We start from the raw sequence: 13,666 nt of genomic DNA, 5'->3' as shown, positions 1-13,666 counted from the left end.
CAAGCCATGAACAAATATTCCAAGGCACGGTGCCATGAGCAAAGTCGCTCGCATGGCTTCACGCTGATCGAACTCATGATCGCGACGGCGGTGATCGCCATCCTCGCTGCCATCGCCTATCCCAACTACACGCGCTACGTGCTGCGGGCCAAGCGCGCCGATGCCAAGCAACAGTTGCTGCAGGCGGCGCAGTGGACCGAACGCTACATGACCGCCAACGGAAGCTATCCCCCGGCGACCGTTGCGTTGCCGGCCGGACTGAGGCAGGCACCATCGTCCGGTACGGCGAACTATTCCATCAGCTATGCCGCAAGAACTGCGACCAGCTACACCTTGCAAGCCGTTCCAGGCGGGGCTTCGCGCAGCGACGAATGCGGAACGCTCACGATCAACCAGCAGGGCGTCAAGCTGGCGGGCAGCAGCACAGACGCTTCGAGTGCGCTGGTGCAGCTTTGCTGGAACCGTTGAAGTGTCTGTGAGAGTGCGGCGGTTGCCGGCGAGGCTCAGATGTCGCGCAGCAACTGCCTGAACTCGTCCACGTCTTCAAAGCTGCGGTACACCGAGGCAAAGCGCACATAGGCGACCTTGTCGAGCTTCTTGAGTTCGCGCATCACGAGCTCGCCCACCTTGGTCGAGTCGATTTCGCGCAGGCCGCTGGCCAGCAGCTTCTGCTCTATGCGAAGCAGGGCGTTGTCGATCTGCTCGATGCTCACAGGGCGCTTGCGCAGCGCCAGCATCATCGAGGCGCGCACTTTCGACGAATCGAAGTCGGCGCGGCTGCCGTCTTTCTTGACGACGACCGGAAAATTGACGTCGGGGCGCTCGTAGGTGGTGAAGCGCTTGTCGCAGGCGCTGCACTGGCGGCGCCTGCGGACGAAGTCGGCGTCTTCCGAAACGCGGGTCTCGACGACCTGCGTTTCAAGATGACCGCAAAAAGGGCATTTCATGCGGTCGGGATTTCCAGTTCAGCGGTAGACAGGGAAGCGGCTCGTCAGCGCGTGCACCTTGGCGCGCACGGCATCGATGTTCGCCGCGTCGCGCGGGTTCTCGAGCACGTCGGCGATCAGGTTCGCGGTGATGCGGGCCTCTTCGTCCTTGAAGCCGCGGGTGGTCATGGCGGGGGTGCCGATACGCACGCCGCTGGTGACCATCGGCTTTTCCGGGTCGTTGGGGATCGCGTTCTTGTTGATCGTCATGTGGGCGCTGCCCAGCACGGCTTCCGCTTCCTTGCCGGTGATGCCCTTGGCGCGCAGGTCGACCAGCATCACATGGCTTTCGGTGCGGCCGCTCACGATGCGCAGGCCGCGCTGGGTCAGGGTGTCGGCCACGATCTGGGCGTTCTTGACCACCTGTTGCTGGTAGGCCTTGAACTCGGGCGACATTGCTTCCTTGAACGCGACCGCCTTGGCGGCAATCACGTGCATCAGCGGGCCGCCTTGCAGGCCGGGGAAGATCGCGCTGTTGATGGCCTTCTCGTGCTGCGACTTCATCAGGATGATGCCGCCGCGAGGGCCGCGCAGGCTCTTGTGCGTGGTGGAGGTGACGATGTCGGCGTGCGGCACCGGGTTGGGGTACACGCCCGCAGCCACGAGGCCGGCGTAGTGGGCGATGTCGACCATGAAGATGGCGCCGACGTCCTTGGCCACCTTGGCGAAGCGCTCGAAGTCGATGCGCAGCGAGTAAGCCGACGCGCCCGCGATGATCAGCTTGGGCATGTGTTCATGCGCCTTGCGTTCCATCGCGTCGTAGTCGATGGCTTCGTTGGCGTCCAGGCCGTAGCTCACGACGTTGAACCACTTGCCGCTCATGTTCAGCGGCATGCCGTGGGTCAGGTGGCCGCCTTCGGCCAGGCTCATGCCCATGATGGTGTCGCCGGGCTTCAGGAAGGCGAGCATCACGGCTTCGTTGGCCGATGCGCCGCAATGCGGCTGCACGTTGGCGGCGTCGGCGCCGAAGATCTGCTTGACGCGGTCGATGGCCAGCTGCTCGGCCACGTCGACGTGCTCGCAGCCACCGTAGTAGCGCTTGCCCGGATAGCCTTCTGCGTACTTGTTGGTGAGCTGCGAGCCCTGGGCGGCCATGACGGCCGGCGAGGCGTAGTTCTCGCTGGCGATCAGCTCGATGTGGTGTTCCTGGCGCGCGTTTTCGGCTTGAATGGCGGCCCAGATTTCGGGATCGGTCTGTTCGACCAGGATATTGCGTTGGTACATGGCAGTCCTTTGAAGACGAGGTCCTTGTTCTTCAACCAAACAAGGGCTGCCCAGGCGAACGGCTGAACGCCTGTTGTGGTCAGGCGGTACGCTTCCCAGTGGTATTCCACGTCAGCGCGGGACACCTTTTCAGGGTGCTGCGCCTATCGCCAGTCGCGTACAGGCCGAGTGTAGCGCACGCCTGCCCGTACCCGGCCAGAGAACCCTCAGGAGACGGAGGAGAGCAGGGCGACCTTGGCCGGCTCGCTGCCTTCTTCGGGTTTGGCCGGCGCCACCACGGGCAGCGGCTGGGCGCGCACGCCCGGCGGCGTGATCGACGGCGCACGGCCGTTGGCCACCTGCAGCAGGCGCTCGTGTTCGGCCATCACCTTGGCGGCGTAGCCGCCGTCGTCCTCGAGATTGGCCGCGCCCACGTAGTAGCGCAGGCCGCCTTCGAGCGAACCGGCGCGGGCGATGCATTCCTGCAATACCTTGACGCCCACGCGCATGTTGGTCACGGGGTCGAAGGCGGTGAGCGTGCCGCCCGCGCTTTCGTACTTGTCGCCGTGCACGCGGGTCATGACCTGCATCAGGCCTTGCGCGCCGACCTGGCTCTGCGCAAAGGGGTTGAAGCTGGACTCGACGGCCATGATCGCGAGGATCAGGGTCGGGTCGATCTTCGTGCGCTTGCCGATGCCGTAGGCCTCGGCCACCAGCACGCTCAGCGGCTCGGCGGCCACGCGGTACTTCTTGCTCAGCCAGTAAGCCACTGCGGCCTGCTGTTTGGGCAGGTCGCTGGGGCTCGCGGCCGTGGTGCGCTCGATGGCGGTCGGCTCGAGGTCGGTGGCTTCAGGCGCGGGCTTGCGCGACTGCAGCCAGCCCATCAGCTGCTCCTCGCCGGTCTTGCGCAGGTCGGGCCGCGCCACGAGGGCGAGGGCCGCGAACACGATGGCCAGACCGACCAGTGCAAACCCGTTGTGGGTAATTTCAAAAAAGCCGTCTGCCACATCGGACACGAAGGTCCGTAGCCCGCGGGCTGTGGCATCGAACGCCTTGTTCATCGCTCTTCCTTTCTGTGCGGCACCTGATACGCAAAGCCGTTGAGGGCGATGGATGAAGGCAGCGGCGCTTGGATTGGTACGAATCAGGCTCCGCGCATGGAGTGGAGGTGGGTTAGGAGCGCGGCGACCTGATCAAGCCGGTTGGGATTCGGCAGCGGATTCAGGGAGGCTCTGCTGCGTCAGGCAGTCAGGGCAGGCCGGATTCTAGCGTGGGTTAATACCTGGTCAAGCATAAGGAATTGCATCTTTATGCTAATAGTTGTTTAAAAAGTTCGTGGTTTCGAGGTGTTTTGTCTTAGGTGAAATCCCTTTGTAATTTGCATTTGCAAAGCAAGGGTGAGACGCCTAATCTGAACGGGCCTGAGGTTTTCAGGCGTTTTTCCGAGGTCAGGCAGCCCGAGGTGCAAGTCAAGGGCTCGAACGACCGAGGATCCACGGTGGCAATCTCTTGCTGCCAGCACGGCGGGAACCACTAACTTCCGGTCGCGCGAAACGATGGCATGGGTCTAGCGCCCGCCATCAAGCCCGGTGGCAAGGCATTCGTCGAGCCATCGGGCTTTCTTTTTTGCGCGCCCCAGAGGAGCTTCTCCGGTGTTTCCGGTATTTCTTCCGAAGCGCGGCCGCGGTTGCTCCGGCTATGGAGAGTTGACGCGTCTTTGCGGCACACTCCGGCGATGGACGTAGCTTCGATCAAACAGAACAAATGGGTGCGGCGTGGGATCGTCGCGTTGCTGTCGTTGTTGGCCTTCTGGGTCATCGCCTGGCTGGCAGTGCCACCGATCGCCAAGAGCCAGCTTCAGAAGATTGCAAGCGAGAAGCTAGGCCGGCAGGTGACCGTCGGCAAGATCGACTTCAAGCCCTGGACGCTGGAGCTCACGCTGAACGACCTGCGCATAGCCACCGCCGATGGCAGCAAGTCGCAGTTGGCCATCCAGCGCATCTATGCCGATGCCGAGCTGCAATCCATCTTCCGCCTCGCACCGGTGATCGATGCCGTGTCCATCGACGCGCCGGCCATCCTGCTCACGCACCAGGCCGACGGCAAATACGACATCGACGACATCCTGGCCAAGCTGTCGGCCGGCCCGCCCGCCGACCCGAAGGCCAAGCCGGCGCGCTTTGCCATCTACAACATCGCGATCAATGGCGGCTCGGTCGACTTCGACGACCAGACCGTCAAGCGCAAGCATGAGCTGCGCGACTTCGTTCTCAAGGTGCCTTTCCTGAGCAACCTCGATTCGAAGCGCGACATCAACACAGAGCCCAAGCTCGCCTTCGTGCTCAACGGCAGCAAGTTCGACTCGGCGGCCCTCACCACGCCCTTTGCCGACAGCCGCAAGACCGACGCGCACGTGCAGTTCAAGGGGCTCGACCTGGTGCCGTACCTCGGCTACATCCCGGGCGGACTGCCGGTGCGCCTGCAGGCGGGCAGCCTCGACGCCGACCTGAAGATCGGCTTCGAGCACGGCGCCACCAACGGGCTGAAGATCACCGGTACGGTCGAGGCGCACACCACCAAAGTGGCCGACGCGCGCGGGCGCGACCTGCTGGCTTTCGAGTCGCTCAAGCTCGCGCTGGACGACGTGCGGCCGCTGGAGTCGGTGTTTCACCTGAGCGAGATCGCGCTGGTCAATCCGCAATTGGCGGTGGCGCGCGATGCCGCCGGCCAGCTCAACCTGCTGGCCACCGACCCCGCCACCGGCGCTACGGAAAAGGCCGCGCCCCTGCCAGCGGCGCCCGCGAGTCCGCCGGCCAGCCAGCCCGCCGAAAAGCCGGTGCTGAAGGTGCAGGTCGACAAGGTCGCGCTGAGCGGTGGCCGCATCGGCTGGCGGGATGAAACCGTCAAGCCCGCCGCAGCCATCGATGTGACCGAGCTCGGCTTCGATGTCACCGGCGTCGCCTGGCCCATGGACAAGCCAGCCCAGTTCAACGGCAGCACCGCCATTGCCGGCGCCTCGCTCAAGTTCAAGGGCAGCGCCACCGACAAGGCGGCCGACGTGGAAACCGAGGTCGATGCGCTGCCGCTGTCGCTGGCTGCTCCTTATCTGGCACAGAGCCTGGAGCCCACGCTCGACGGCAAGCTCAGCGGGCAGATCGACATCGCCTGGGCCCAGCCCAACCTCAAGTTCAAGGCCCGCCGCCTGGCCGCGGACGGGCTCGCGCTGACCCAGGCCAAGACTGCGCTGGCCAGCGTCGGGCGCTTCGAGCTGGTCGACGCCGAGGCCGACATGACGAACCACACGCTGAACGTGGCTTCGTTCACGGCCACCAACCCGAAGGTGCGCATCGAGCGCGACAACGAAAAGCGCTGGATGTTCGAGCGCTGGATCAAGACACCGGCCGGCGACGGCACCAAGGAAGCCGAAGCCAAGGTGGCAGCGCCAAAGCCTGCCGCCGCTGAGGCGCCTCAGCCCGGCGCCAACACCAAGCCTTGGGCGCTGACCATCGGCAAGCTGGCCGTCGACAACGGTGCGCTCTCTTATTCAGACAAGGCTTCCGCGACCCCGGTGACGATCGAAGTCACCGCGTTCAAGCTGCTCGCCCAAAAGCTCGCCCCCGAAACGAACGCGACTTCCCCGCTGGAAGTGTCGGGCCGCATCGGCTCCGGGCGGTCCGATCCGGGGCGCTTCGACTACAAGGGCAACGTCGTTCTCAAGCCGCTGGCGGCCGAGGGCCGGCTCGAGGTGGCGTCGTTCCCGGCGCATGCTTTCAAGGCCTACTACGCCGACGCGCTCAACGTCGACATCCGCCGCGCCTTCGCGAGCTACCGCGGCACGGTGCGCTACGCGACCACGCCCGCCGGCATGAGCATCAAGCTGGCCGGCGACACCGCGCTCGACGACTTCCGCGCCAACAGCGTTTCTCTCACGCAGTCGCCGGGCTTCGACCGCAACACCAACCAGTTGCTGAGCTGGAAGACGCTGAGCCTGCGCGGTCTGCAGGTCAGCATGGCTCCCAACGTGGCCCCGACGGTCGACGTGCGCGAGACCACGCTGACCGACTTCTTCGCCCGCGTGATCGTCGACCCCACCGGCCGGCTGAACCTGCTGAGCCTGACCAAGAAGGGCGAGGCGGAAGCCAACGCCGCGGCCGCCGCCGCGGGCGAGGCGAGCACCCGCAAGGGGCCGGGCGGAGCGACCACCACCACGACGGCCCGGGCAGCGGCGCAGAAGCCCGCCGGTCGCTCGGTGTCTGCCGAGGAAATGGTCGGCGGCGCGCCCGAACCCGCCAAGCCGGCGGCAACCGCCGCGGCGACGCCCGCACCGGCCGCGGCCGATACGGGCCTGGCGCCGGTCATCAACTTCGGCCCGATGAGCCTGGTGAACGGCAAGATCGACTTCACCGACCTGTTCGTCAAGCCCAACTACTCCGCCGACCTCAGCGAGCTGACCGGCAAGCTCAGTTCGTTCTCGTCCAATCCGCCGAAGGGCGAGGGCGGTCGGCCCGCGCTGGCCGACCTCGAACTGCGCGGCAAGGCGCAGCAGACCGCGGCACTGGAGATCTCCGGCAAGCTCAATCCGCTGGTCAAGCCGCTCGAGCTCGACATCACCGCCAAGATGCGCGACCTCGACCTCGCGCCGCTGTCGCCGTACTCGGTGCGCTACGCCGGCCACGGCATCGAGCGCGGCAAGATGAGCATGGACGTCAACTACAAGGTGGCGGCCGACGGCCAGCTCACGGCCACCAACAAGCTGGTGCTCAACCAGCTGCAGTTCGGCGATGAAGTGGCGGGTGCACCCGCCAGCCTGCCGGTGAAGCTGGCGGTGGCCCTGCTGGCCGACCGCAACGGCGTGATCGACGTCGACCTGCCGCTGAGCGGCTCGCTCAACGACCCGCAATTCAGCGTCGGCCCGCTGATCTGGAAGGCCGTGGTCAACCTGATCGTCAAGGCGGTGACCGCGCCGTTCAGCCTGCTGACCGATGGCCTGGGCGGCGGCAGCGGCGAATCGAGCGCCATTACCTTCGATGCAGGCAGCTCGGACCTGAGCACTGCCGCCAAGGAAAGCCTGGACAAGGTCGCGAAGGCCCTGACCGACCGGCCCACGCTGCAGATGACGGTCGTGGGCACCGCCAGCCTCGACAAGGAGCGCGATGCCTACCAGCGCCAGCGCGTGCGCCAGCTGACCCTGGCCGAGAAGCGCCGCGTCGCGGTGCGCGGTGGCCAGGCCGGCACCGACGTGCCGCCTGTTACCAATGCCGAATACCCCGAGCTGCTGACCGCCGTCTACAAGCGCGCGGACATCACGAAGCCGCGCAACCTCGTCGGCCTTGCCAAGGACCTGCCGCTCAAGGACATGGAGAATCTGCTGTTCGCGAGCGTGCCGGTCGACGAGGAGTCGATGCGGCAGTTGGCGGTCGAGCGCGGCGCGGCCGTGCGCGACTACCTGCTTGCGAAGAGCGTGCCGAGCGAACGCCTGTTCCTGGGCGCGGTGCGCACCACCGCCAGCGGCACCGACTGGAAGCCGGGCGCCGAGCTCAGCCTCACCATGAAGTGATGCGGCAGAACCGCCCCAGGGACTTGGTTTTTTTCCACCGCTTGCTATATATGTAGTCCGTCAATCTCCCAGCCAGCAACCCCGGGCTCGTCACGGTTCCAGGACGGAATTCGGTGGCCGGCCGCAACTGGGTGAAAATGTCGATGTGCGCCGGCCCTTGCCGGCGCCTTTGCTTTCTCTACTAAGACAACGATTTCGCGCAGTGACCTCTACTTCTTCCAAGCCACACGACATTCAGGCCCTCGACACGCTGACCGGCGGCGCCTTCACCGCGCCGACTTCCGGCGAGCGCGCCGCGCGCATCCGCGACTGGCTCGCTGGCAACCCCGCGCCCGAGCAGATGCAGGAAGTCTTCAAGGAGCTGAGCGGACGTGACAAGGGCGCCGCACGCCTGCTGCGCGAAAAACTCGACGAACTCAAGCGCGCCAAGGGCCAGGAGGCCATTGCGGCCGAATGGGCGCAAAAGGCCGAGGCGCTGCTCGCACAGTCCAAGCTCAACATCGCCGACGCACTGGCATGGCAGCGTGACGCCGCCAAGGCCGGCGCACCGCTGTCGCGTGAACCGCTGGCCGGCCTGAAGCTCAAGCTGGCGGAGCGCGTCAAGGGCATCGAAGACCTGCAGCATCGCGCGCAGGTGCACCGCGAAGCCGCCGTGCTGCTGGCCCAGCGCTTCGAAGTGCTGTCGACCAAGGGCTGGCAGGACGCCCAGGCCGCCGAAGAATCGCTGCGCGCCGACGTGGCCCACTGGCAGCAGCAGGCGACCGAAATCACCGGCGACGCCAACTGGACTAGCCTGGACGCCAAGTTCGCGCCGCAGCTCGAGTCGTCGAAGTCGCAACTGCTGGTGGTCTCCGACTCCTTCCACAGCGCGCTGGCCCTGGCCATTGCTGCCGCCGCGGATGCCGCGGCGCCGCTGCCGCCAGTGCCCGTGTGGGCAGACGAACTGCGCGCCGCGCGTGGTGAAGTCGTAGCTCCGAAGGTCGCCGCTCCCGCACGCCCTGCCGTGCCCAAGGTCGATCCGGCCGTGCGTGCCGCCGCGCAAGACGCGGTGCAGGCCGCGCTCGCCAAGCTCGAGCAGGAAACCGCCGAAGGCCACGGCAAGGCCAGCGCCGGCGCCGCAGCCGCGCTGCGCGCCGTACTCAAGGAACACGGCAAGCTGGTCGAGGCGCCGCTAGAAGCCCGCGTGCATGCCGCGCTCGTGGCCGCCGGCGAACTCGAAGGCTGGCAGCGCTGGAGCGCCGACAAGGTGCGCGAAGACCTCGTCGCCAAGGCCGAAGGCTTGCTCAAGCGTCCCGAAGGCCAGGCCCTCGGCGGCCGCAAGATGCAGGAAACGCTGCGCGCCCTGCGCGACCAGTGGAAGCAGGCCGACCAGGGTGGCGTGCCGAACCACGCGCTCTGGAAGCGCTTCGACGAAGCCTGCAACGAGGCCCACAAGGTGGTCGAGGCCTGGCTGGAGAAAGTCCGCGCCGACGCTGCCGAGCACCGCGCCCATCGCGTGGCACTCATCGAAGAAGTCAAGGCCTGGGCAGCGGAACACGCCGGCGCCACCGACCTGAAGGCGCACAACCGTGCGCTGCACCAGTTCGCCGACCGCTGGCGCGACGCCGGCCATGTGGGCGAGAAGGTCTTCGCGGAACTGCAGCCGCAGTGGAACGAAGCCTTCGGTGCCGCCCGTGCACCGTTCGAGACTGCGCAGAAGGCGAGTGTCGAGCGTCGTCAGGCCATGATTGCCGAGGCGACCGAGCTCGGCGCCCAGCCAATGCTGCGTATCGACGCCGTCAAGGCGCTGCAGCAGCGCTGGCAGGCCGAGGCGCAAGGCGTGCCGCTCGACCGCCGCCACGAGCAGAAGCTGTGGGACGCCTTCCGCGCGCCCATCGACGAGGCCTTCAATCGCAAGACGGCCGAGCGTGAAAAGGCTTCGGCCGCGATGAGCGAGCACGACCGCCATGTGCTCGACGCCTCGAAGGCGCTCGATGCCGCCAATGCCGGCGGCGATGTGCAGAAGATCCGCGCGGCCATCGCTCGCCTGGAAGGCGCGCTGCGTGGTGAAGCGCCGCCTCCGGCTCCGAAGGCCGAGCAGGCAGCCCCCACGAGCGACGGCCCGTCGGTCGGCGCGACCGAGGTCGTGGCTCCGGGCCAGGCCGCTGCCGAATTCGGCGAGAGCGCTGAGCAGGCACCCAGCCCGAGCGACGCGGAAGCCTCGCCCGGCACGCACACCGAGGCGCCTGCCGCTTCGGCCGATCTGGTGGCGCCCGCCGATGGCGCGGACGCCTCGGCACGCAGCGACGCCGCTGCGGAAGCCCCCGCTGCCGCGCCGAAGCCCGCGCCCAAGCCGGTGGTTGCCATGCGCGGCGACGACCGTCCGAGCAGCAAGAAGACCGAGGCGGCGCCCGCCGCTCGCGGCGCTGGCGGCCGCTTCGGCGACCGGCGCGATGCCGGCCGGCCCGGTGCGGGTGGCCCGGGTCGCCCCGGCGGCGATCGTGGCGCTCCGCGCTCCGGTGATCGTGGCGATCGCGGAGCCCCTGGTGGCGGCCGCTTCGGCGACCGTCCGCCGCGTGAAGACCGCGGCCCGCGCCTTGGCGACGCGGCTTTCCGCGCCCAGCGCGAAGCGCTCGAGCGCGCCGACATGGCACTGCGCAAGCTCGCCGCGCAGGCGCACGGCGAAGCCTTGACGCAGGTGCTCGGCGCCTGGGAGCAGCGCGATGCCGCCCGCCTGCCCAGCGTGCAGGAACTGGGTCGCGCCGTTACGCCGGCCGTGCGCACCGGCTGGTCGCAGGCCATCGGCTCCGCGCCGACGGCTGCTGCGGGCGATGCCGCCGAAGCGCTGCTGCGCCTCGAAATGGCCGCCGAAGTGCCGACGCCCGCCGAGCAACTCGATGCACGCCGCGCGCTGCAGCTCAAGCTGCTGACGAAGCGGGGCGATCCGGCGCCGGCACAGACCTGGGGCCAGGACGCCGGCAAGGTGCTGGCCGCCGCGCACGACGCCGCGAGCGCCCGTCGCCTGCAGAACGCGCTGAAGGCGCTGCTGCGCAAGTAAGGCCGTTTTCCTGCAGCCATGAAAAAGACGCCCGCGGGCGTCTTTTTCTTTGGGCTGCGAGGGCAGGGGGAAGGTCAGACCTTCTCGCCGATCACAGGCGTCTGCACCGCCGCCGCCTGTTCCGCCGCATGGCCGCTGGCAATGCGGCGCCGGATGAACAGCCCGCCGATGCCCAGCAACAGCGCGACGATGCCGACGATCAGCGTGCCTTTGTCGGTAGCGCTCGACGCCGCCGCCTTGTCCTTGTTTTCCATGATTTTCTGCACATCGGCCAGCGACACCACCGGCTGGCCCTTCAACTTGACCTCGTAGACCAGGTTGTTGTCCGAGGGATCGACGCGTACGTCGACCGCTTCGTCGATCAGCGGCTCCAGCTTGCTGCGGCCCACCGCATAGTCGACGCGCCATTTTTCGCTGCTGCCGTCGGCCACCTTGGCGTCGAGCACGAAATAGCGGCGCGTCGTGCTGCCGCCGCGTCGGCGCTTGGTGGTTTCGGTGATTTCGCTGCCGCTGACGATGGTGCCGCTTTTGGCCACCAGGTCTTCGACCGCCGTGCCGTGCGTGTCGGCGTTGGCCTTGAACTGTGCGTAGCCTGCCCACCCCAGGATTCCGATGCCGATCACCAGCGCAAGCCATGCCTTGCCGGTGAGCTGATAGAACCAATCCCTCATGTTGTTTACCTTTTTTGCGAGTTGATAACCCGTCAATATTAAAGGTTGGATCGCTATCAAATAGATAGCAAACAATCGAGATCAGACGAGGGATTGAGGCCTTTTAGGCAGAAAGAATTCATCGAAGATCGCGAGCACTTCGGGGAAGTCCCGGCCGAAATTCGGGCGGTTCACGAAGTAGGCCTCGCAGGCGACGGCGAAGAACTCGCTGATCGATGTCGCCCCGTAGGCGTCGAGCCACGGCGGTTCGGCACCGAAGCGTTCGGCCAGGATGGTTTTTTCGCGGAAGTCGTCGTAGGCGGGCTTCAGCACGGCCATCCACGCCGCGCGGGCCTCGCGCGCATTGCGCTTGCCCGCAAAGCCGGCCGGCAGTGGCGGGCAGCCGTTGGCGTCGCCGTTGCGCATGTCGATCTTGTGGGCGAACTCGTGGATCACGACGTTGTAGCCGCGGTCCGAGGTAATGCTGCTCGCGAGCACGTCGTCCCAGCTCAGCATGACCGGGCCGCGGTCCATGGCCTCGCCGGCCACGACCTCGTTGTACTCATGCACCACCTGCGCGTCGTCGACCACCTTGCGGCGGGCCACGACCTCGGAGCGATGCACCACGATGCCGACGAAATCGTCGTACCAGGCCAGGCCGCCCTTGAGATGCAGCACCGGGAGCACGGCCTGCGCGGCGATGGCCAGCGCCACTTCATTGGTGATGCTGAAGTTGCGGGCGCCGTGGAATTCCTTGTCGCGAAGGAACTCGGCGGTCAGGGTGCGCAGCCTTTGCAGGTCGGCGGCGGGGCGGTCGGCGAGGAAAGCGTAGCGCGTAAGCACGGCCTGCCATGCGGCATCGGGGATCGGGGGCAGGGCGCGCAACCGGCGCAGCCACTTGAACATCGGTGGCGGCGGCGCGGCTAGCGCAGATCGACGCGCTGGGCGCCGGCGGAGGAAAGACAGAGCAGCTGCGCGCGCGGCGGATGGGCGGCTGCGTCCCAGTCGCTCAGAACGATGCGGCGCAGGCCTTCGCCCAGGTCGTGATCGGCGGGGCGATGCGTGTGGCCGTGCACCAGGGCGTTGGCCTGGGCCTGCTGCAGCCATTGGCGCGCGGCGGCGGTGTCGACGTCGGCCCAGACGACAGAGGGATCGCGCTTGCGGTCCTCGCTCTGCACCCGCATCGAACGTGCGAGCGCACGGCGCTCCTCGAGCGGGCGCGCGAGAAACGCAGCCTGCCATGCGGGCGTGCGAACCTGGGCGCGGAACTTGAGGTAGTCGGTGTCTTCGAGGCAGAGGGCATCGCCGTGGCTCAGCAGCCAGCGCTGGCCATGCAGCACCAGCACCGTGGGGTCGTCCAGCAGCGTGAAGCCGCATTGCGCCGCGAGCGCGGGGCCGACCAGGAAGTCGCGGTTGCCGTGCATGAAGTACACCGGCAGTCGCTGCGCCGTACGGCGCAGCAGTTCGGCGCATTGCGCCTCGAAGCCGGGCTGGGCGGCGGCATCGTCGCCGACCCACACTTCGAACAGGTCGCCGAGGATGATCAGCGCGTCGGCCGGCGTGGTCTGCAGGTAGCCCTGCCAGGCCTCGAAAGTGGCGTGCTCGCCGGCCTGCAGGTGCAGGTCGGAGATCAGGTCGACAGTGCGCCAGGCGGCGGGCGCCACCAGTTCATTGAACACCGTCATCGCTGCCGCCACCGGGGGCTCGCGATCACTCTGCAGTGACGACGGCCTTTTCGATCACGACGTCTTCGAGCGGCACGTCGTCATGGAAGCCCTTGCGGCCCGTCTTCACGGCCTTGATCTTGTCGACGACCTCGGTGCCGGAGACGACCTTGCCGAACACGGCATAGCCCCAGCCCTGGGCCGAAGGCGCGGTGTGGTTCAGGAAGCCGTTGTCCGACACGTTGATGAAGAACTGGGCCGTGGCCGAGTGGGGCGCGCTGGTGCGGGCCATGGCGACGGTGTAGTTGTCGTTTTTCAGGCCGTTGTTGGCTTCGTTCTCGATCTCGGCGCCGGTGGGTTTTTGCGTCATGCCGGGCTCGAAACCGCCGCCCTGCACCATGAAACCGGGGATCACGCGGTGGAACACCGTGTTGTCGTAGTGGCCCTTCTTGACGTACGAGACGAAGTTCTCGACCGACTTCGGCGCCTTGGCGGCGTCGAGTTCGAGCGTGATCACGCCGTAGTTCTTGATGTGCAGTTCGACTTGTGGGTTGCTCATGAGGGACTCC

At 66.9% G+C, this 13,666-nt stretch carries 10 protein-coding genes and 1 riboswitch; of the genes, 3 read left to right on the top strand and 7 right to left on the bottom strand.

Translation table 11 applies throughout. The annotated features are described in order from the left end of the window. Positions 1–6: 6 nt before the first annotated feature. A complete protein-coding gene (locus tag ACQY8B_RS13190) occupies positions 7–468 on the top strand; it encodes a type IV pilin protein (RefSeq protein ID WP_422087110.1) in 462 nt (153 codons plus the stop codon). Between the two features lie 35 nt (positions 469–503). On the opposite strand, the gene nrdR is transcribed toward ACQY8B_RS13190, so the two are convergent. The 3 genes from nrdR to ACQY8B_RS13175 all read right to left on the bottom strand — a co-directional run bounded on the left by nrdR (position 504) and on the right by ACQY8B_RS13175 (position 3,250). After that, positions 504–947 (bottom strand): transcriptional regulator NrdR, encoded by a 444-nt coding sequence (gene nrdR, locus ACQY8B_RS13185; RefSeq protein ID WP_106934830.1) that lies wholly within the window; start codon positions 945–947, stop codon positions 504–506. Positions 948–965: 18 nt separating this feature from the next. Then, a complete protein-coding gene (gene glyA / locus ACQY8B_RS13180; RefSeq protein ID WP_422087109.1) occupies positions 966–2,210 on the bottom strand; it encodes a serine hydroxymethyltransferase in 1,245 nt (414 codons plus the stop codon). Between the two features lie 41 nt (positions 2,211–2,251). Next, a riboswitch (ZMP/ZTP riboswitch) is annotated at positions 2,252–2,377 on the bottom strand. Between the two features lie 39 nt (positions 2,378–2,416). After that, positions 2,417–3,250 carry a transglycosylase SLT domain-containing protein gene (locus tag ACQY8B_RS13175; RefSeq protein ID WP_422087108.1) on the bottom strand — a complete coding sequence of 278 codons (834 nt, stop codon included), beginning with the start codon at positions 3,248–3,250 and terminating at the stop codon, positions 2,417–2,419. A gap of 674 nt (positions 3,251–3,924) precedes the next feature. Between ACQY8B_RS13175 and ACQY8B_RS13170 the strand changes: the two genes are divergently transcribed. Both ACQY8B_RS13170 and ACQY8B_RS13165 read left to right on the top strand, forming a co-directional pair. Further along, entirely contained in the window at positions 3,925–7,746 is a 3,822-nt protein-coding gene (locus ACQY8B_RS13170) for a DUF748 domain-containing protein (RefSeq protein WP_422087107.1), read from the top strand. Between the two features lie 202 nt (positions 7,747–7,948). Further along, complete coding sequence (locus tag ACQY8B_RS13165) at positions 7,949–10,783, top strand: DUF349 domain-containing protein (RefSeq protein WP_422087106.1); 2,835 nt, start codon at positions 7,949–7,951, stop codon at positions 10,781–10,783. A 74-nt stretch (positions 10,784–10,857) separates the two neighbouring features. On the opposite strand, the gene ACQY8B_RS13160 is transcribed toward ACQY8B_RS13165, so the two are convergent. The 4 genes from ACQY8B_RS13160 to ACQY8B_RS13145 all read right to left on the bottom strand — a co-directional run bounded on the left by ACQY8B_RS13160 (position 10,858) and on the right by ACQY8B_RS13145 (position 13,656). Next, positions 10,858–11,454, bottom strand: a complete 597-nt coding sequence (locus ACQY8B_RS13160) for a hypothetical protein (protein WP_422087105.1) — start codon at positions 11,452–11,454, stop codon at positions 10,858–10,860. Between the two features lie 81 nt (positions 11,455–11,535). After that, entirely contained in the window at positions 11,536–12,339 is an 804-nt protein-coding gene (locus ACQY8B_RS13155) for a zinc-dependent peptidase (RefSeq protein ID WP_422087104.1), read from the bottom strand. 17 nt (positions 12,340–12,356) lie between these two features. Then, a complete protein-coding gene (locus tag ACQY8B_RS13150; RefSeq protein ID WP_422087103.1) occupies positions 12,357–13,118 on the bottom strand; it encodes a UDP-2,3-diacylglucosamine diphosphatase in 762 nt (253 codons plus the stop codon). 25 nt (positions 13,119–13,143) lie between these two features. Then, entirely contained in the window at positions 13,144–13,656 is a 513-nt protein-coding gene (locus tag ACQY8B_RS13145; protein ID WP_422087102.1) for a peptidylprolyl isomerase, read from the bottom strand. Positions 13,657–13,666: the final 10 nt, after the last annotated feature.

The sequence above is a fragment of the Variovorax sp. genome (genome assembly GCF_965279555.1).
Classification (GTDB): Bacteria; Pseudomonadota; Gammaproteobacteria; order Burkholderiales; family Burkholderiaceae_C; genus Variovorax.
This window is presented reverse-complemented; position numbering and strand designations above follow the sequence as displayed.

Excerpts from the sequence above, each read along its gene's own strand:
- ACQY8B_RS13155 (WP_422087104.1), bottom strand. The coding sequence starts at position 12,339 with ATGTTCAAGTGGCTGCGCCGGTTGCGCGCCCTGCCCCCGATCCCCGAT.
- ACQY8B_RS13175 (WP_422087108.1), bottom strand. The coding sequence starts at position 3,250 with ATGAACAAGGCGTTCGATGCCACAGCCCGCGGGCTACGGACCTTCGTG.
- ACQY8B_RS13170 (WP_422087107.1), top strand. The coding sequence starts at position 3,925 with ATGGACGTAGCTTCGATCAAACAGAACAAATGGGTGCGGCGTGGGATC.
- ACQY8B_RS13190 (WP_422087110.1), top strand. The coding sequence starts at position 7 with ATGAACAAATATTCCAAGGCACGGTGCCATGAGCAAAGTCGCTCGCAT.
- ACQY8B_RS13150 (WP_422087103.1), bottom strand. The coding sequence starts at position 13,118 with ATGACGGTGTTCAATGAACTGGTGGCGCCCGCCGCCTGGCGCACTGTC.
- ACQY8B_RS13160 (WP_422087105.1), bottom strand. The coding sequence starts at position 11,454 with ATGAGGGATTGGTTCTATCAGCTCACCGGCAAGGCATGGCTTGCGCTG.
- ACQY8B_RS13145 (WP_422087102.1), bottom strand. The coding sequence starts at position 13,656 with ATGAGCAACCCACAAGTCGAACTGCACATCAAGAACTACGGCGTGATC.
- nrdR (WP_106934830.1), bottom strand. The coding sequence starts at position 947 with ATGAAATGCCCTTTTTGCGGTCATCTTGAAACGCAGGTCGTCGAGACC.
- glyA (WP_422087109.1), bottom strand. The coding sequence starts at position 2,210 with ATGTACCAACGCAATATCCTGGTCGAACAGACCGATCCCGAAATCTGG.